Source organism: Rhodopseudomonas boonkerdii, from assembly GCF_021184025.1.
Lineage (GTDB): Bacteria > Pseudomonadota > Alphaproteobacteria > Rhizobiales > Xanthobacteraceae > Tardiphaga > Tardiphaga boonkerdii.
On record NZ_CP036537.1, the window covers coordinates 5,400,363 to 5,419,712 of the forward strand.

A 19,350-nucleotide genomic window follows, 5' to 3' on the forward strand; every position below is an offset into this window, starting at 1 on the left:
TTCTGCGGTGAGGTCATAATGTCACTCCGTCGCGGCCAGCGGCCGTGCAACTGATTCAAGCGGCTTGCGTTCCGCAGCGATGGCATGGCGCCAGCCGACGACCGCCGCGACGATCATCAGGACTGCGCCAAGAAGATAACCCGCGAACACGCTGCCACGCGAGCCGGTATCGATGAGCACACCGAACAGCGCCGGACCGGCGATGCCGCCGATGCCGGTGCCGATGGCGTAGAACAACGCGATCGCCAGCGCACGGACCTCGATAGGAAAGGTCTCGCTGACAGTCAGATACGCGGCGCTGGCGGCGGGCGAAGCAAAAAAGAAGATCACCATCCACGCAATGGTCTGTGTTTGCGCGCTCATGGCGCCAATAGAAAACAGATAGCCGGAAATGGCGAGCAGAATGCCCGACATGCCATAAGTGAAGGCGATCATCGCGCGGCGGCCGACGGTATCGAACAGCCGCCCAAGCAGCAGCGGTCCAAGAAAGTTACCCGCGGCGAAGGGCAGAAGATACCAGCCGACATGGCTGGGCGAGATGCCGTAGAAATCCGTCAGGATCAGCGCATAGGTAAAGAAAATCGCATTATAGAAGAATGCCTGCGCCGCCATCAGCACCAGACCGACCAACGAGCGCTGGCGATAGGACAGGAGCAGCGTTTTTGCCACCTCCGTCAACGGCGTATGATCGCGCTGCGTCAACCTAATCCTGGGCAGCGAGGCGATCACCGCGGGCGAGACCTTCTGATGCGCGGAGGCTTCGATCGACCGCACGATGTCTTTGGCGCGCTCCGGTTGGCCATGGATCATCAGCCAGCGCGGGCTTTCCGGAATCCACATGCGCATGAACAACACCACGAGACCGATGGCCGCGCCGGTGAAATAGGCGATGCGCCAGCCATAAGTCTGCGACACCACGGCGGGATCGAGCAGCACGATCGCACAAACGGCGCCCATGGCGGCGCCGAGCCAGAAGCTCCCATTGATGACCAGATCGGTCCAGCCGCGATAGCGCGCCGGCACCAGTTCCTGAATGGTTGAATTGATCGCCGTATATTCACCGCCGATGCCCGCACCTGTGAGGAAGCGAAACAGCGCGTAACTCGCGAGATTCCACGAGAAGGCGGTGGCGGCAGCCGCGGAGAGATAGAGCGCGAGGGTGATGAAAAACAGTTTCTTCCGGCCGATGCGGTCGGTCAACCAGCCGAAGCCGAGCGCGCCGATCACGGCGCCGGCGAGATAGGCACTGCTGGCAACGCCAATATCGAGATTGCTGAATTTGAGAACCGGATCGTCCTTGAGCGCCCCGGATAAGGCGCCGGCCAGCGTGACTTCGAGGCCGTCGAGAATCCACGTGATGCCAAGCGCAAGAACAACCCGGGTGTGAAATCCGCTCCAGTGCAGATTGTCGAGGCGCGCTGGAATGTCCGTCTCGATCACCCGCGCCCCCTGCGCGGGCAAGCCGTCAGGTGCGGTTACAGTTGCGCCGCTCATATCGCGTGGTCCGGCAGGCATGGGCAACCGCCTCCCCGGCTTCCGCAGCAAGGCGACGGGCGGACAGGCCCAAAACAAGAGCCACCAAATGCCCGCCGGCACAGGGTGCTCCGGTTGTCGCGCGTCATATCCACGGCCGACTAACAAGAAAACACGCACGAAGGTTCCGCCGGTCTGGCGGGACGTCGCTTGCGCTCCGCGACCGCACGTCAAACTGCCAGCAACCCGGGTCGTGCTTGACAGGGGCAACTTCGCCTGCCTTATTGCGATTAGTTCGCATTAGCATTTGCAGGTAGAGTTGGGGGCGACGTGGGTTTGAATTTGAGGAATTGGTCATCGGCGGCGGCGCTTTCGGGAGCTACCTGCATCCTTGGGGCGAGTATCGGCAGCACCCTCGCGCAAGAGGCGCTGTCGGAGATTGTCGTCACGGCCGAGCGCGAGAAGAAGGAGGCCGACGCCTTTCAATCCACGTCGCAATTCTCCGGCGATATGCTGCAACGCGCCGCCTCGTCCTCGCTGGCCGATCTGCTGGCGACCCAGCCCGGAATCGCAGCTTCGACCTTCGCCCCGGGGGCGAGCCGGCCGAATATTCGCGGCCTCGACGATTATCGCGTACGCATCCAAGAAAACGGCGTCGGCAGCCAGGACGTTTCCGATTTCAGTCAGGACCATCAGGTGCCGGTAGACCCGCTCACCGCCGACAAAGTGGAGGTGATCCGCGGCCCCGCAACGCTCCGCTACGGCAACCAGGCCATTGGCGGCGTGGTGAATGCGGTCAACAATCGCATTCCGGAAGCGCTGGTGCCAGGTGGCTTCGCAGCCAAGATCAAGAGCGGCGGTTCATCCGTGGACAGCAGTGCCGATGGCGCTGCGAGCCTGGACGCGAGCGGCAACAATGTCGCCATCCACGTGGATGCATTCGCCCGTCGCGCCGGCGACTATCGCATTCCCGGCGGCGGCGTGCAGGCCAATACGCGCCAGCAATCGGAAGGGCAGGCGATCGGCGGCTCCTATATTTTCGACGGCGGCTATATCGGCACTGCCATCCAGCACATCACCAGCCTCTATCACATCCCGGGTGTTGCCGAATCCGAAAGCCGCACGCGGATCAGTCTCGAACAGACCAAGTGGACGACAAAAGGCGAATGGCGTGCGCCGAACGACAAGATCGATGCAATCCGTTTCGCCGTGGGTGTCAGCAACTACAAGCACAAGGAACTCGGTATCGGCGACGATGGTGTCGATGGCCTGCAAAACACCATCACCAACAAGGAGATCGAAGGCCGCTTCGAACTTGACCATGCGGCAGTATCGACACCGCTCGGTGCGCTCACCGGCAGCTGGGGCATTCAAGCCAGCAATCGCAAGCTCGGCACTGCCGGCCTACTCGGCGGCCTGCTGGCGCCGACCGATACGGATGCCGTCGGCGGCTTCGCCTTCGAGCAACTGCAGCTCTCCGACACGCTGAAACTGCAGGCCGCAGGCCGCGTCGAAGCACTATCCGTGTCCGGTACAGCCGCGACTTTCCCCGCCAACTTCCTGCCACCGCCGGATACGTTCACCGAAACCGCACTGACGCGACACTTCACACCGATGAGCTTCAGCTTCGGCCTGCTTCAGTCGTTGCCATGGGACATGGTGGTGTCGGTCAATGCCAGCCGCACCCAACGCGCGCCGGCTGCACCCGAACTGTTTTCGCGCGGCTCGGACGGCGCCTCGGGTACTTTTGTGATTGGCAATCCAGATTTGAAAATCGAGACCGCGGAATCAGTCGAACTCGGCCTGAAGCGCACCACCGGTCAGTTCCGTTTTGAGGCCAGCATTTACTACACGCGCTATCTCGATTTTATTTACAAGCAGCTCACCGGCAATTTCTGTACTGACGTCTTCGCCAGCTGCGGAGAAACAGGTCCCTTGATGCAGGTCGCCTACGGCCAGCGCGATGCGAATTTCCGCGGTGCCGAGTTGCTGGCGCAGCTCGATGTGGCTCCCGTCCATGACGGTATGCTCGGCCTCGATGGACAGTTCGACGTGGTGCGCGCCACTTTTGCCGATGGCAGCAATGTGCCGCGCATCGCACCAATGCGTGTCGGTGGCGGCATCTGGTGGCGCAGCGCGGCATGGTATGCCCGGCTCGGCCTGTTGCATGCCTTCACGCAGGACGACATCGCAGCATATGAAACGCCGACCAACGGCTACAATCTGCTGAAAGCGGAAGTGAGCTACACGCACACCTTCACCAAAATCGATGGCGGGTTGCGCGACATCACGTTCGGCGTGGTCGGCGACAACCTGCTCGACGAGCGCATCCGCAACCACATTTCATTCAAGAAAGCCGAGGTGTTGCAGCCCGGCCTTGGCGTCCGGTTGTTCACGACCCTGCGATTTTAGCCGTCATGACCTTGGAATCGCTCCAGTTTCGCTCTGAACATGTCGCCGCGGTGGCGACATCCCCGGTGCCGGACGATATGGTCCGGCCCGCTCCGCCATTCACCACGACCAACGGAATGCAGCCTCGATGACCGGTCCCCGCTCCACTTTCCTTGTCGCCGCTGCGCTTGCGACGCTCACCGTCGGGCCGGCTTCCGCCGCCGGTGCCGAGGCGCTGCTGCCGGCAAACCTCTCCCCCTGGGGCATGTTCCAGAATGCCGATATCGTGGTGAAGGCCGTGATGATCGGCCTCGCCTGCGCCTCGCTCGTCACCTGGACCGTGTGGCTTGCGAAGACCATCGAGCTGCGCCGCGAGACGAGCCTCGCCAATCGCCGTCTCGAAATGCTGGAAAGCGATACCTCGCTGCGGCAAGTCGAACGCGAAAGCGCCGACGCCCGCGACGCCGTCGCGCAATTGATCCACACAGCCGTGCGCGAGACCGAACTCTCGCATGGCATCTTCGATGACGGCTTCAAGGAACGCATCGCACTCCGGCTGGAGCGTGTCGAAGGCGCGATGGCGCGGCGTATCGCCCGCGGCACCGGCATCGTCGCCACCATCGGCTCGACGTCGCCCTTTATCGGGCTGTTCGGCACCGTCTGGGGCATCATGAATGCCTTCATCGGCATCGCCGAGACCAAGACCACTAATCTTGCCGTCGTCGCGCCCGGCATCGCGGAAGCGCTGCTGGCCACCGCGCTCGGCCTCGTCGCAGCGATCCCTGCGGTCATGATCTACAACGCGCTGGTGCGCAGCATCACCGGCTATCGCGCATTGCTCGGCGATGCCTCGGCCCAAGTGATGCTGCTGATCAGCCGCGACCACAGCCGCCGCGGCATGCCGATGGCGCGGGCAGCAGAGTAAGAGCGAACCGATGGGCTCACGATTGGGCGGACGTAGCGGCGCGGCAGACGATCTCGAAGTCAATCACGAGATCAATGTCACGCCCTTCATCGATGTGATGCTGGTGTTGCTGATCATCTTCATGGTGGCAGCGCCGCTCGCGACTGTGGACATGGGCGTCGATCTGCCGGCCTCCACTTCCGAACCGCAGCCGCGGCCGGACAAGCCTGTCTTCGTCACCGTCAAGCCGGACATGACACTCGGTATCGGTGAGGACGTAGTGCCGCGCGACGGGTTCGGCGACGCGCTCGGTGCCGCGACGAAGAACAACAGGGAGGAACGCATCTTCGTGCGCGCCGACAAGGCCGTCAGCTATGGCGAGCTCATGGCGGTGATGAACATGCTGCGCGATGCCGGCTATCTGAAGGTCGCGCTGGTCGGCCTCGACGGACGCGCCACCCCGCAATGAACGCTTTCGCACTGCACCAACCCGGCGACCGCGCCGCCTTGCGCTGGGCAGGCTCGGCACTGGCGATCGTCGCCGTGCATGCCGGCCTGATCGCGGCCGGCGTCGCGCTGTATCAGAACCACGCGCCGCCAGGCGCCGCCGAAACGACGATCATGATCGACATGTCGCCGGTCTCGGCGGCACCGGAAACGCCGCCGCAGGACGTTGCGCCGGGACCGGAAATGCAGCAGGCCGATGAGCCTTCGGCACCGCCGCCCGAGCCGCAGACCCGGCAGCAGGTGGAAGAACAGATCCCGCCGTCTCCGCCGATGGAAAAAGCGGAGGTCGCTGCGCCGCACGAACAGAAGGTCGAACCGCCGCCACCTGAACCCGAGGTGGCGCCGGAGCCACCAAAACCGACGCCGGTGAAGCCCAAGTCCGTTCGGGCCGAAGTGAAGAAGAAGCCGAACGACACCAAGGCCGCGCCGCGCACCACTGCGCCGCAACGCGCCGAGCACGTCGCGCCGACGACGTCGGCCGCCATGGCCGGTGCCTCGCGCGCCGCGATCGCGAGCTACAACCAGCTCGTTCAGGCGCATGTGCAGCGTTTCAAACAATATCCGTCCGGCGCGCGCAGCGGGCAGGCCGGCAAGGTCCGCACCGTGGTGGCGTTTACCCTGAGCCGATCCGGCAACGTGCTGTCCGTGCGGTCGATCGGCTCGTCGGGTAATCCCGCGTTCGATGCGGAAACCGTAGCGACGGTGCGCCGCGCGCAGCCCTTCCCACCGTTCCCGGCCGAGATGGCGCTGTCGAGCCAGTCCTTCACGCTACCGCTGTCCTACGATTTGCGGTGAAGCCTCTTCGCTGTCATTGCGCCGGATTCGCCCGCTCGAATTGCCGCAGCAACCTGTTGCCGCGCTCCACCGCCGTATCGAGTGCCTGCTGCGCCGACTTCTTTCCGGCAAAGGCGGCTTCGAGCTCATCCTCGATGGCATCGCGGATCAAGGTGAAGGAACCGAGCCGCAATCCGGTCGAATTCTCCGTCGGCGGTTTCAGCGTGATCTGCTCGATCGATTTCTCGGTGCCGGGATTGCGCAGATAGAAACCTTGCGCCTTCGTCAACTCGTAAGCCGCGCGTGTGCTTGGAAGATAACCCGTGTTCTGATGCCACGCCGCCTGAATGTCCGGCTGCGACAGGAACGCGAAGAACCGCGCGACGCCCTTGTATTCGTCGCGCGGACGATCGCGCAACACCCACAGCGTGGCGCCGCCGATCATCGAGTTCTGCGGCGCACCGGCGACGTCCGGCCAGTATGGCAACATGCCATAACCGACATCGAATTTCGCATTGGCAAGAATATCGGCGCGTGTGCCGGAAGAGCCCAGAAAAATCCCGCACTCGCTCTTCTGGAAGCGCGGCTCCGCCGCAGTCGCCCGACCGCTATAGTCGAACACCTTGGTCTTCTGCCATTCGGCGAGCTGCGCGATATGACGTATCATGATCGGATTGTTGAAGGTCAGCTCGGCATCAAGGCCGCCGAGGCCGTTCGATCGGGTCGCCAGCGGAATGTTATGAAAGGCCGAAAAATTCTCCACATTGATCCACGATGGCCATGCCGTGGTGAAGCCGCATGGCGTTCCGGCGGCGCGCAGCCGCTGCGCCATCGCGCCAAGCTCGGGCCAGGTCTTCGGCGGTTCATCGGGATTGAGGCCGGCGGCACGAAACAGATCCTTGTTGTAGTACAGAATCGGCGTCGAGGCATTGAACGGGAACGACAGCATGTTGCCGGCCGTATCGGTGTAATAGCCGGTGATCGCCGGCAGGTAGGCCGAAGGGGTAAATGTCTCGGCCTGGTCGCGCATCAGCTCATAGACCGGATAGGTCGCGCCCTTGGCGGCCGTCATGGTCGCGGTGGCGATCTCGTTCACCTGCACGATGGCCGGCTGGCTGCGGGAGCGGAAGGCGAAGATCGCCGCTGTCACCGTTTCCGTATAATTTCCCTTATAAATCGGGACGATACGGAAACCGCTCTGGGTGGCATTGAAATCGGCCGCCAGTTTCTCGACCTGCCGTCCCAGTTGCCCGGACATGGCATGCCACCATTGCACTTCGACGACCGCCCGCGCCGGAGCCGTCGCCAGCAGGAGCGCCGTGACGAGCGCACAACATCCGGGCGCCAGTTTCCGCATCATCCAAGCCTGCCCTCTTGCAGTGCCGATCGGGACCGGCGTGTCATCAGTCCGTCGCCGGAAGGCCTCGCCCTTCAGCGACACACGAAAATGACGTTTTCGATAAGATTCTAGAGCACGATCCCGATAAGTGGATATCGGTTTCCGGACAAGATCATGCTTCCGTGAAGAAAGCCCCGGAACCGGCCGGCTGCAAGCAGATTCATCATGACGCCGCAGGACTGTGTTGAATTCCGATGCCTTTCGGTTCAATCGCCAGTATAGCTGCAGGGCTTGGATAGACCTTGTTCGCCAGTTGAACCTTTCCCAAAGCCAGATGACACACTCGTGGTGACAAGCCCGCATCGTGAAGTATCCGAGGGTCAGGAAGGGCTGGCGGCACAAGGCCGAACCGGCATTGTGGGACTTGTGCGCGCGATTCCGATCCGCTGGCGCATTCTCTCTATCGCGGCGCTGAATTCCGCTGTGGTCCTCGTCCTCGCCGGCCTGATCTGGAGCGGCTCGCGCGTGCTCTCCTCGGCCTGGGAGGATGTCCGGCAGGTGCGACAATCCGATCAGGTGCTTGCGCTGCTGGAAAGCGAGACCGGCCGGCTGCAGAACCTGATCCATCGTTACATCAACCAGCCGAGCCCGGAACTCTTTGCCGAGATTCTGCTGCTGCGCGAAGCGGTGCTTGGCACGCTGAACACCCGCGCGTCCACGGATCCGATGATTTCGGGGTCAGTGGCGGAACTGGAGCGCGTGACGGAGCGCTTCCTCAGCGGCTTCGGTGAGCTCCGGACGTTGCAAAGCACCATCGCCAAGACTTACGAAGACCAGGTGCTCGGGCCCGCCAAGGACATGGCAGGGCTCTATTCCATCATAGAAGGCGCCACCGGCCAGCGCGATGCCCTGATCTGGCCGGCACTCGGCAAATCCCGCGAAGCCTTCACGGCGATGCTGGTGGCAGCGAATTCCTATTATCTCTCGCTTGCCTCGGCCTCGGCGGAGGAAGCCCGCCGCAACACCGAGATGATCGAACGCACCATTCCGGTCATGACCGACCTCGCCGACAACGACCTGCAGCGTATCGCGTTGCAGCGCCTGAAAGGGAGCGCCAGCGCGTTGCGCGACGGTCTCACGAAACTGTCGGAACAACTGTCCAGCCGCACCGATCTGCTCCGCAATTCCATCGATGCCAGCCAAGCTGAAACCATCGCCGCCATCGACGGGTTGTCGGTGAAGATGCGCCAGCGCGAACAAAGCGCGCAGACCACCTTCGCCCGTACGCTGGCGGCCATCTCGCGCAACGTGATGGTGATTGCCGGCGCCTTTCTCGGTATCATTCTCACCGCAGGCATCATCATCACGCTCAGCATCCGCATGCCGCTGCGGCAGATCATGACCTCGATGCGGGCGATTACCTCGGGCGACCTCGATCGCAAGGTGCAGGGCACCACGGCCACCGACGAGATCGCCGCCATGGCGCGGGCGGTCGAAGTCTTTCGCCAGAACGCCATTGCCAAGCGCGACGCCGAAAACGAGCTGCGTGCGGCCAAGGAAAAGGCCGAGAGCGCATTGCTCGAACTCAATACGGCCCAGCAGAACCTGATCGACGCGGAACGGCTCGCCGCGCTCGGCGGCCTCGTCGCTGGCGTGGCCCATGAGGTCAACAACCCGATCGGCATCAGCCTGACGGTGGCATCGAGCTTCGCACGTCGCGCCGAGATGTTCGACGCGGAACTCCGCTCGAAATCACCGCTGAAACGCTCGCAGCTCGAAGATTTCGTCAGGACGTCGCAAGACGCCGCGCAGCAACTGGTCGCCAATCTGCATCGCGCCGGCGACCTCATTCAGTCCTTCAAGCAGGTGGCGGTCGACCGTTCCCATGCCGAACGCCGCCAGTTCAACCTCGGCGAGGCCACCGACCAGATCATCGCCAGCCTGCGGCCGGTGCTGAAGAAGGCGCCGATCACAATTTCCGTGGACGTGCCCGATGGTCTCCTGGTCGACGGCTATCCCGGCTCCTACGGCCAGATCCTGACCAACCTGTTCCTGAACGCCGCCAACCATGCGTTCCCAGGCGGGCAGCCGGGAGCGATTTCGATCACGGCCAAGCCGCGCGGCGCCGACGACATAGAGATCAGTTTTACGGACAATGGTGTCGGTATGAGCCCTGAAGTACAACGGCAGGCGTTCGATCCGTTCTTTACCACGCGCCGCAATGACGGGGGCACCGGCCTCGGACTGCATATTGTCTATAACCTGGTCACCCAGCAGCTGGGCGGCCGCATGATGCTGGAGTCCCGCCCGGGACAAGGCACGACATTTCGCATTATCATGCCGCGGACTGCCACCGGCGTCGCTGGCTCATTCGACGGAACGATGCAATGGCCGACCAGGACGATGTCCTCTACCTGATCGAAGACGACGGCGAGGCTCCGAGCGAGCCTCATGCCCGCAGATGGAAGATCGCCGTCATCGACGACGATCAGGCGGTGCATGAGGGCACGCGCTTTGCGCTCAGCGACTATACGCTGAACGGGCAGACATTGGAGATCCTCTCCGCCTATTCAGCCGCCGAAGGCCGCGAGCTGATGCGCCAGCATCCCGATGTCGCCGCCGTGCTGCTCGACGTCATTATGGAGACCGACGATGCCGGCCTCGCCCTCGTCGAATATATCCGCAACGAGCTGCGCAACGAGACCGTCCGCATCATCCTGCGCACGGGCCAGCCCGGCCAGGCGCCGGAACGCCGCGTCATCGTCGACTACGACATCAACGACTACAAGGCGAAGACCGAACTCACCGCCGACAAGCTGTTCACTTCGCTGACCGCAGCGCTGCGCAGCTATCAGCAGCTCGAACGCATGGTCCAGACGCGGCGCGGACTCGAAATCATTCTCGATGCCGCCTCCACGCTGTACGACTTCCGCTCCATGCAGCGGCTTGCCGAAGGCGTACTGACCCAGATCGCCTCGCTGCTCAATGTGGATTGCGCAGGAATTCTCGTCCTGCGCGACGGCGGCGGAGTTCAGCAAGATTTTGCCGTGCTGGCGGGCTCCGGCTGCTACAGCCGCTTCATCGGCTGTCCGACGCCGGACTCGCTGGATTCCGATCTGCGTCAGATGGTGGAAGATGCCTTCCGTCGCCGCAAGCACGACTTCAACGATCACCGCACGGTGCTCTATGTGCGCACAGGCTCGGGCCGCGAGGTCGTCGTGCTGCTGCAGGCCGAGCGTGAGCTGTCCGAGACCGACCGCTCGCTGGTCGAGATTTTCGGCAGCCGGCTTTCGATCGCTTTCGACAACGTGATCCTCTATCAGCAGCTTCAGGCCGCCAATACCCAGCTGGAAGATCGCGTCACCCAGCGTACCCGCGCGCTGATGCAGGCCAATCGCCGCCTCTCGACCCAATGGCTGCGGCTGCAGCGCGCCAACGGCTTCAAGAACGAGATTCTCGGCACTGTCGCCCACGACCTGAAGAATCCACTCGGCGTCATTCTCGGCCGCACCGAGATGTTGACCGAACTGATCGCCGCCGGCTCGGCCAAGGAAAACGTCGCCACGCAGATCGACCATATCCGCGACGCCACCAAGCGCCTCACCGCCATGGTAGATCACCTGATCTCCGATGCGATCGCCGATGCCTTCGACATTACCATCCGCCGCGAGCCGGTCGATCTGTCGGCACTGGTCAGCGACGTCGCGGAGGCCAATCGTCCGTCCGCGGTCAACAAGCAGCAGCAAATCGCGGTGTCATCGCCCGGCCATTCCGATCTCACCATGTGCGATGCAGACCGCATGCGCGAGGCGATCGACAATCTCGTCAGCAACGCCATCAAATATTCGCCGATTGGCGGCAAGATCGATATTGTCGTCAATGGCGATGCCGATCGTGTCCGCATCAGCGTCAGCGATCAAGGCGCCGGTCTTTCGCCGGAAGATCTCGACCGCCTGTTCGGCCGCTTCCAGCGGCTCTCCGCCAAGCCGACCGGCGGTGAAAGCTCGACCGGTCTTGGCCTCTCCATCGTCAAACGCATCGTGGACATGCATGGCGGCGAAGTGACTGCCGACAGTGCCGGACCCGGGCAAGGCGCCACCTTCACTATCACGCTGCCGGCGGCGATCGAGGCCCGGCCATGAGCACGAGCCCGCATATCGTCGTCGTAGACGACGAAGCGCCTGCCCGCGAGATGGTCGGCGATTATCTGAAGATGCACGGCTTCACTGTCACGCTATGCGACGGCGGCAAGAGCCTGCGCGGCGAGATCGAAACCCGGTTGCCGGATCTCGTGGTGCTCGACCTCAACATGCCCGAAGAAGACGGACTCTCGATCATCCGCGATCTCAAGAGCCGCACCAACGTGCCGGTGATCATGCTCACGGCGACCGCAAGCCCCATCGATCGGGTCGTCGGCCTCGAACTCGGCGCCGACGACTACATTGCAAAGCCCTGTGAACTGCGCGAGTTGATGGCACGCATTCGCTCGGTGCTGCGCCGAAGCGTGGCCTCACAGAAGGCAGCGGAGGCTGCGCCGGCCGCGAAGTCGAGGGATCATCTCGTCCGCTTCGGAACCAAATGGCTCGATCTCGAAGCCCAGGCACTGCGCGACGAGGAGGGTAACGAACATCCACTCACCGCCTCCGAATTCGGCCTGCTGAAAGTGTTCGCGGCCAATCCGAAGCGTGTGCTGTCGCGCGAGCGGCTGCTCGAACTCGCCAATGCGAGGGATGCTGAAGCCTTCGACCGCGCCGTGGACCTCCGCATCATGCGCATCCGTCGCAAGATCGAGCCCGATCCGGCGAAACCAGCCGTGATCCGCACCATCCGCGGCGGTGGCTACCTGTTCTCACCCGCCGGCGAAAAGGCCTGACATTTCTCCCCGACCCTCCCGCTTGCAGAGGGAGGGGACAACGCCGCGATCACCGCATCCATCTGAAATCATTGAATTTTTGTCCCCGAATGTTTCGTCGCCCGAGCCGCGACGAAACAAAACTCCCCTGTCACGAAACCATTTTCCGCTTTTCAAGCCGCCATTCTGAAACCGGCGATCCTTAACAACTGGCCTTAACGAAACGCCCGTCACCGACGTTTCATTGGGAGCCAGCCATGTCGAACGTCATCGCCATCAACCCCGCCGGCCGCCAGGGAATCATCACCGCCCGCACCACCACGGACGAGATGCTGCTGGAACGGATTGTCGAAGGCGACCGCAGCGCGATGCATACACTCTATGCCCGGCATAATGTGCGGGTCTACCGCTTCGTGCTGCGCATGCTGCGCGATGTCGCCGCGACGGAAGATCTGGTCAGCCAGGTGTTCCTCGATGTGTGGCGCACCGCCAGCCAGTTCGAAGGCCGTTCCCAGGTCTCCACCTGGCTGTTGTCGATCGCGCGCTTCAAGGCGCTCACCGCACTGCGGCAGCGCAAATACGAAGACATCGATCAGGACGAGGTGATGGGTGTTGCCGACAGCGCCGACACGCCGGAAGCTTCACTGGATCGCAGCCGCACCAACGAGATCCTGCGGGCCTGCGTGGCCAAACTTTCGCCGGCGCACCGCGAGATCGTCAACCTCGTCTACTATCATGAGAAGTCGGTGGATGAAGTCGCCGGGATCGTCGGCATTCCTGCCTCCACCGTGAAGACGCGCATGTTCTACGCCCGCAAGCAGCTCGCCGACCTCTTGAAGAATGCCGGGATCGACAGCCTTGCTGCCTAATCTGTTTCTACTCCCGACCGACAAACTTTCACACCCGGACAGGATGCCATCCTGATCCGGGTTTTCCTTTGCCGCGCCTCCATCGGACCGTCTCACCCCATAAACATGCACCGGCGCCATCGCGTGAATTCATGGTTCACGCGCATGCGCCGCGATGCTATGCACAGATCAACCGTCAAATCGGGAGATGCCGAAATGATCGATCTTCGCCGCCTGCTCGGGCTCACTCTCATCGCTGCAGCCGGACTAGCATTGTCGATCACGCAAGGTCGCGCGCAGATGCAGCGTCCCGATGTCGGCGACGAGCCCGGCCTGATCGCCGACGATTCCATCGAACTGCCGCCCGAGTATCAGAAGCAGATGGTGCTCTACCGCACCACCGAACCGCCGGGCACCATCATCATCTCCACCGCCGAGCGCTATCTCTATCTGGTGCAGGGCAATGGCCGCGCGCTGCGCTACGGCATCGGCGTCGGCCGCGACGGTTTCCAGTGGCAGGGCCTCGTGAAGATCTCGCGCAAGGCCGAATGGCCGGACTGGACGCCGCCCGCGGAAATGATCCAGCGCCAGCCTTATCTGCCGCGTTTCATGGCCGGCGGCCCCGGCAATCCCATGGGCGCCCGCGCGCTCTATCTCGGCGCCACTGTCTATCGCATCCACGGCACCAACCGGCCCGACACCATCGGCACCGCCGTTTCGTCCGGCTGCTTCCGTCTCGTCAATGCCGATGTCAGCGATCTCTATGAGCGCGTGCCCGTCGGCACCAAGGTCGTGATCCGGCAGAAGCCCGAAATCTGAGGTGGCGTTCGCCACGACGACTCTCTGCATCACATAACGCCATCAATCGGGGGCTGAATTCTCATGGCGATGAAGCGCACTTTCGTGACCGGCCTTGCCATCGGCCTCGCGGTCGCCACCGCCGTGGCCGCCGCCGCCATCACCTATGAACGCTACGACACCAAGACGCTGAAGCGCACCATCAAGCGCGACGCCGTGCTGTGCGGCGTCAATCAGGGTCTGCCGGGCTTCTCGGCGCCGGATGCGCAGGGCAACTGGAGCGGGTTCGACGTCGATTTCTGCCGCGCCGTCGCCGCCGCCATCTTCGACGATCCGAAGAAGGTGAAGTTCGTCGGCCTCGATGCCAGTGAGCGTTTCAAGGAATTACAAAGCCGCAAGATCGACATCCTCGCCCGCAACACCACCTGGAGCATGTCGCGCGAAAGCAATCTGGCGCTCTATTTCCCCGCTGTCTCCTATTATGACGGCCAGAGCTTCATGGTGCCCAAAACGCGCAACATCGACTCCGCGCTCGAGCTCGACGGCAGCAAGGTCTGTGTTCAGGACGGCACCACAACCGTGCTGAATGCAGCGGACTATTTCCGCGCCAACAACATGAAATATACGGAAGTGAAGCTCCCGAAGCTCGATGACGTGCTGAAGGCCTACAACTCCGGCCAGTGCGATACCTTTACTGCGGACGCCTCGCAGCTCTACGCGTTGCGCCTGACGCTGGCGAAGCCGGACGATCACGTCATACTGCCCGATGTCATCTCGAAAGAACCGCTGGCACCGGTCGTCCGCCAGCGCGACGATGACTGGATGATGATCGTGAAATGGACGCTCTATGCGATGATCAATGCCGAGGAACTCGGCATCACCTCCAAGAATATCGACGAGGCGCTGAAATCGAAGAAGCCCGACGTGATGCGGCTGGTCGGCACCGAGGGTGCCTATGGCGAGGATCTCGGCCTGTCAAAGGACTGGGCCGCGCGCATCATCCGCCATGTCGGCAATTACGGCGAAGTCTATGAGCGCAATGTCGGCGACGGTTCGAAGCTGAAGATCCCGCGCGGCCTGAACCAGATCTGGAGCGCCGGCGGCATTCAATACGCGCCGCCGATTCGCTAACCAACACTCCTCACTGTCCACTGTCATCGCCCGGCTTGACCGGGCGATCCAGTAGACACTGACTTTTGAAATAGAATACTGCGCCTGTGTTTACTGGATCACCCGCTTTCGCGGGTGATGACAGGCGGAGGCGGAACGACCTACATTCCCCTCAATACTTCTTCAGCTTCGCTAACTGATCCGCGTGATAGTTGCTGTCGCCCAGCAGCTCCTGGCACACCCGTGCGCGCTTCATGAACAGGCCGATGTCGAACTGGTCGGTCATGCCCATGCCGCCGTGCATCTGCACGCCCTCCTGCACCGCCAGCGTCGCCGTGGTGCCGGCCTTCGCCTTGGCGACGGCCACCGCAGCCGCTGCGTTCGGGGCCTCAGCGTCGAGCAACTGCAACGCCTTCATCGCGGCGGCGCGCGTCACTTCGATCTCCGTATAGAGATGCGCGGCGCGGTGTTGCAGCGCCTGGAACTCACCGATCAGCTTACCGAACTGCTTGCGTTCTTTCAGATAGGTCACCGTACGGCCGAATACCTCGTCCGACAGCCCCACCATCTCCGCCGCAGCAGCAGCCCGGCCGATATTCAGCACGCGGTCGAGCAGCGCACCGCCCTGGTCGACTTCGCCGAGCACGCTGTCGGCATCGACAGCGACATTGTCGAATGCGACTCGCGCCGCGTTATGCGCATCGACCATGACTGTGCGCTCGATGGTGATACCTGTCGCCTTGGGATCGACGGCGAACAATGTCAGCCCTTCGCGCTCGCCCGGCGTACCGCCGCTGCGCGCGGCGACAATCAGGAGATCGGCCACATGACCGTCGACCACGAAAGCCTTGTCGCCGCTGAGTTTGAAACCGTTGCCGGCGCGCTCCGCCTTCATCGCGATGTGGTGCGGACGATGCTTGTTGCCTTCATCCACGGCCAGCGCGGCGAGCAGCGAACCGTCGACGATCTTCGGCAGCCAGGCCGCCTGTTGTGCCTCGCTGCCGCCGCGCAGCGCAGTAACCGATAGCACCGAGGTGGCAAAGAACGGCGACGGCATCAGCGTGCGCCCGATCTCCTCCATGATGACACCGGCCTCGACGGCTCCAAGCCCGCTGCCGCCATGGGCTTCCGGCACCAGGAGACCGGCAAAGCCCATTTCGGCAAAGGTCTTCCAATGATCGCGTGAGAAGCCGGTCGCGTCCTTGCTGTCGCGCAGCTGCCGGAAATGGGCGATCGGCGCCTTGTCGCCGATGAAGCCGCGCGCGGAGTCGCGGAGCATGGTCTGTTCTTCGTTGAGGAGGAGAGGCATGGGATGATCCGATTTCGGTTGTTCTCATTCAGTCCCTCATGGTGAGGAGCGCGCCACTTGCGCGCGTCTCGAACCATGAGATGTGGAGTTCCATCGCCATCCTTCGAGACGCCGCTGCGCGACTCCTCAGGATGAGGGCGGAGTGGAGGCCAAGCTACGCCCCCGGCAAATCCAGGATGCGCTTGGCGACGATCCCCAGCATCACTTCGCTGGTGCCGCCTTCGATGGAATTCGCTTTGGTGCGCAGCCACGCACGTGGTCTGGCGCCTTCATGCGACCGCGGGCTCTCCCACTCCAGCGCGCCGATGCCGCCGGCCGACATCAGAATTTCATAGCGACGTTTGTTGAGTTCGGTGCCATAATATTTCATCGCCGATGAAAACGCCGGATGCCCCTGCCCGGCCTTGGCGAGATCGACCGCGCGCTCGGCTGCGCAGGCGAGAGCCGCCTCGTCCACCTCGAAACTCGCGATCTGCCCGCGCAGCATCGCATCGTCGAGCCGTCCTTGCGCATCCACACCGACCGAATCTGCCGCGATCTGGCCGAGCGGACGGCCGACGCCGCGCTCGCCCATCCCGGAAATCATCGCGCGCTCATGCTGCAGCAGATACTTGGCGACATCCCAGCCGCGATTGACGGTGCCGACCACATGGGATTTCGGCACCCGGACATTGTCGAAGAATGTCTCGCAGAACGGTGATTTGCCGGAGATCAACAGGATCGGCTTGGTGGAGACGCCCGGCGAGGTCATGTCGAACAGAATGAAGCTGATGCCGTCATGTTTCTTCGCCGCGGGATCGGTGCGCACGAGGCAGAAGATCCAGTCGGCATAATTGGCGTAGGACGTCCAGATCTTCTGGCCGTTGATGACGTAGTGATCGCCGTCGCTCTCCGCGCGGGTCTGCAGCGAGGCGAGATCGGAGCCGGCATTGGGCTCGGAATAGCCCTGGCACCAGCGGATCAGACCGGCCGCGATCTTGGGCAGATGCTCTTTCTTCTGCTCGTCGTTGCCATATTTCAAAAGCGCCGGCCCGAGCATCCAGATGCCGAAGCTCGACAGCGGTGGCCGTGCGCCGATCCGCGCCATCTCTTCACGCAGGATTTTCGCCTCGGCGCCATCGAGACCGCCGCCGCCATATTGTTTCGGCCAGTCCGGCACGGTCCAGCCCTTGTCGCGCATACGTTCGAACCAGAGGCGCTGCGGCTCCGATGCGAATTTCGTATTACGTCCGCCCCAGAACACATCCTCGTCAGCCGTCACCGGTTTGCGCATTTCCGGCGGGCAGTTGGCCTCCAGCCAGGCGCGGGTGTCGCTGCGGAATTGATCGAGATCCGACATCGGGTGTTTCCTGTTGTTTGTGGGCAGACGCACCGCATCCGCCATTGTTGTCGCGCGAAGCTTACCCGGCGGATCGTGGAATTCAATGCCCTGTCGCGCCGCACGAAGACGCGCTAGCCTTGGCATTCCAGCGTTTCGCCGGACGACAAACGAACAAGAACACACGAGGAAATCCCATGCGCCTGAAACTTCTTTCGCCTGGCGAAATGAGCGTCGATCAGAAGGCGATTTATGACGAGTCCATTGCCAGCAAACGCGGCAAGCCGCCGGAGCCGATGATGGCCTGGCTTGCCAGCCCCGAGATGGCGCGTCACGCCACGCGGCTCGGCGCTTTCCTGCGCTACGACACATCGCTCTCTGCGGCGCATGCGGAGTTGGCGATTCTCGTCACAGCCCGGCATTGGACGGCGCATTTCGAATGGTACGCGCACAAAAAGTTCGCGCTCGCCGGCGGCCTCGACCCGGCCATCATCGAGGACATCAAGAATCGCCGTACGCCAACTTTCACCGAAACGAAGGAGCGCGTGATCTATGATGTAGCCAAATCGCTGCATGAAGCGCAGGGACTATCGCAGCCGCTGTATGACGAGGCTGTCGACGTGCTCGGCGCCAAGGCACTTGTCGAGATCATCGGCCTGTGCGGTTACTACACGATGGTCTCGATGACGCTGAACACCTATCAGTTCGGCCTGCCGGACGGGCAGGTGTCGGAGCTCTTGTAACGCTCGACCGTAGGGCGGATGAGCGAAGCGTAATCCGCCGGCCGAGTTCATGGTGGAAACTCCGCGGCGGATTACGCCTTCGGCTCATCCGCCCTACGGCAGTGAGCTTTTTAGAAACGATGGGTTTCGCGAAGACGCTCTACCCATCCTACAGCACCGTGCCTAAATCCTCCTGATCGCATCATCACATCAGGAGCCTCGTCATGCCCACCGCCAACCCGCCGATTCCCGCTGGTACGCGGATCGGGCATGTCCATCTCAAGGTCGCCGATCTCGATCGGGCACTCGGCTTCTATCGGGATGTACTCGGCTTCCAGGTCAAGCAACGCTATGGCGACCAGGCGGTGTTCATTGCTGCCGGCGACTATCACCATCATATCGGACTCAACACCTGGGAGAGCAAAGGCGGCCATCCGCCTGCGCCCGGCACCACCGGCCTCTTCCACACCGCTATCCTCTATCCGACCCGGGCCGCCCTCGCCGATGCCTTGCATCGGGTGCGCGCCGCCGGCATCCCGCTGGACGGCGCCAGCGATCACGGTGTCAGCGAGGCGCTGTATCTGCGCGACCCCGACCAGAACGGCGTGGAGCTCTACTGGGACCGTCCGGAAAGCGAGTGGCCGCGCGACGCGAATGGCGAGATTGCGATGTTCACGAAGCGATTGGATGTGGAAGACTTGTTGAAGGCGAGAGAAGTCTGACCTCCACTCCGCCCTCATCCTGAGTGTCTGACTGGAAACGCGGTCCGTAGTTTGGCGCTGCTGGTTGCCTAGGCGGGACGCAACACACTCTGTCCCTCCCGCCTGAACGCAGTTGCGTTCAGGCTGAGGTGAGGAGGCGCGTAGCGCCGTCTCGAACCATGAGATGGCTTGGCTCGAAGCCTTTTCGGCCATCCTTCGAGACGCCGCTGCGCGGCTCCTCAGGATGAGGGACGGAGAATCGAGATCCTGAGAGTCTCCACCGCGAAGTTGGCCGGCGGATTAA

General features: G+C 62.7%; 16 protein-coding genes. 12 read left to right on the top strand and 4 right to left on the bottom strand.

What is annotated here, in order from left to right:
* Window positions 1-21: 21 nt before the first annotated feature.
* Complete coding sequence (locus tag E0H22_RS24825) at window positions 22-1,494, bottom strand: MFS transporter (RefSeq protein ID WP_233023585.1); 1,473 nt, start codon at window positions 1,492-1,494, stop codon at window positions 22-24.
* A gap of 309 nt (window positions 1,495-1,803) precedes the next feature.
* On the opposite strand from E0H22_RS24825, the gene E0H22_RS24830 reads away from it, so the two are divergent.
* The 4 genes from E0H22_RS24830 to E0H22_RS24845 all read left to right on the top strand — a co-directional run bounded on the left by E0H22_RS24830 (window position 1,804) and on the right by E0H22_RS24845 (window position 6,070).
* On the top strand, window positions 1,804-3,885 hold the full coding sequence (locus E0H22_RS24830) for a TonB-dependent receptor (protein ID WP_430715185.1): 2,082 nt from the start codon (window positions 1,804-1,806) through the stop codon (window positions 3,883-3,885).
* A gap of 127 nt (window positions 3,886-4,012) precedes the next feature.
* The gene (gene exbB, locus E0H22_RS24835; protein ID WP_233023587.1) at window positions 4,013-4,789 is read left to right on the top strand and encodes a tonB-system energizer ExbB; all 777 of its coding nucleotides are present in this window, start codon (window positions 4,013-4,015) and stop codon (window positions 4,787-4,789) included.
* Window positions 4,790-4,799: 10 nt separating this feature from the next.
* Window positions 4,800-5,237 (top strand): TonB system transport protein ExbD, encoded by a 438-nt coding sequence (gene exbD, locus E0H22_RS24840; protein ID WP_233023588.1) that lies wholly within the window; start codon window positions 4,800-4,802, stop codon window positions 5,235-5,237.
* Window positions 5,234-6,070 carry an energy transducer TonB family protein gene (locus E0H22_RS24845; RefSeq protein ID WP_233023589.1) on the top strand — a complete coding sequence of 279 codons (837 nt, stop codon included), beginning with the start codon at window positions 5,234-5,236 and terminating at the stop codon, window positions 6,068-6,070. The genes exbD and E0H22_RS24845 overlap by 4 nt, the downstream gene beginning before the upstream one ends.
* 13 nt (window positions 6,071-6,083) lie before the next feature.
* Here the strand turns inward: E0H22_RS24845 and ugpB are convergent, their stop codons facing one another.
* Entirely contained in the window at window positions 6,084-7,406 is a 1,323-nt protein-coding gene (gene ugpB, locus E0H22_RS24850) for a sn-glycerol-3-phosphate ABC transporter substrate-binding protein UgpB (protein ID WP_233026543.1), read from the bottom strand.
* 372 nt (window positions 7,407-7,778) lie between these two features.
* Here ugpB and E0H22_RS24855 point away from each other — a divergent pair, with 372 nt between their 5' ends.
* From E0H22_RS24855 to E0H22_RS24880, 6 genes are all read left to right on the top strand, one after another.
* A complete protein-coding gene (locus E0H22_RS24855; RefSeq protein WP_233026544.1) occupies window positions 7,779-9,806 on the top strand; it encodes a sensor histidine kinase in 2,028 nt (675 codons plus the stop codon).
* On the top strand, window positions 9,776-11,530 hold the full coding sequence (locus E0H22_RS24860; protein ID WP_233023590.1) for an ATP-binding response regulator: 1,755 nt from the start codon (window positions 9,776-9,778) through the stop codon (window positions 11,528-11,530). Before E0H22_RS24855 ends, E0H22_RS24860 begins: the two co-directional genes overlap by 31 nt.
* Window positions 11,527-12,261, top strand: a complete 735-nt coding sequence (locus E0H22_RS24865; RefSeq protein ID WP_233023591.1) for a response regulator — start codon at window positions 11,527-11,529, stop codon at window positions 12,259-12,261. Before E0H22_RS24860 ends, E0H22_RS24865 begins: the two co-directional genes overlap by 4 nt.
* A 236-nt stretch (window positions 12,262-12,497) precedes the next feature.
* Window positions 12,498-13,109, top strand: coding sequence for a sigma-70 family RNA polymerase sigma factor (locus E0H22_RS24870; protein ID WP_233023592.1), 612 nt, complete (start codon window positions 12,498-12,500; stop codon window positions 13,107-13,109).
* A 195-nt stretch (window positions 13,110-13,304) separates the two neighbouring features.
* Window positions 13,305-13,907: a L,D-transpeptidase gene (locus E0H22_RS24875; RefSeq protein ID WP_233023593.1), complete on the top strand. Its 603-nt coding sequence runs from the start codon at window positions 13,305-13,307 to the stop codon at window positions 13,905-13,907.
* 69 nt (window positions 13,908-13,976) lie between these two features.
* Window positions 13,977-15,017 (top strand): amino acid ABC transporter substrate-binding protein, encoded by a 1,041-nt coding sequence (locus E0H22_RS24880; RefSeq protein ID WP_233026545.1) that lies wholly within the window; start codon window positions 13,977-13,979, stop codon window positions 15,015-15,017.
* Window positions 15,018-15,168: 151 nt separating this feature from the next.
* On the opposite strand, the gene E0H22_RS24885 is transcribed toward E0H22_RS24880, so the two are convergent.
* Both E0H22_RS24885 and E0H22_RS24890 read right to left on the bottom strand, forming a co-directional pair.
* A complete protein-coding gene (locus E0H22_RS24885) occupies window positions 15,169-16,305 on the bottom strand; it encodes an acyl-CoA dehydrogenase family protein (protein ID WP_233023594.1) in 1,137 nt (378 codons plus the stop codon).
* A gap of 154 nt (window positions 16,306-16,459) precedes the next feature.
* Window positions 16,460-17,644 carry an acyl-CoA dehydrogenase family protein gene (locus E0H22_RS24890; protein WP_233023595.1) on the bottom strand — a complete coding sequence of 395 codons (1,185 nt, stop codon included), beginning with the start codon at window positions 17,642-17,644 and terminating at the stop codon, window positions 16,460-16,462.
* 176 nt (window positions 17,645-17,820) lie between these two features.
* Here E0H22_RS24890 and E0H22_RS24895 point away from each other — a divergent pair, with 176 nt between their 5' ends.
* Window positions 17,821-18,366 (top strand): carboxymuconolactone decarboxylase family protein, encoded by a 546-nt coding sequence (locus tag E0H22_RS24895; protein WP_233023596.1) that lies wholly within the window; start codon window positions 17,821-17,823, stop codon window positions 18,364-18,366.
* A 203-nt stretch (window positions 18,367-18,569) separates the two neighbouring features.
* Window positions 18,570-19,067 carry a VOC family protein gene (locus tag E0H22_RS24900; RefSeq protein ID WP_233023597.1) on the top strand — a complete coding sequence of 166 codons (498 nt, stop codon included), beginning with the start codon at window positions 18,570-18,572 and terminating at the stop codon, window positions 19,065-19,067.
* Window positions 19,068-19,350: the final 283 nt, after the last annotated feature.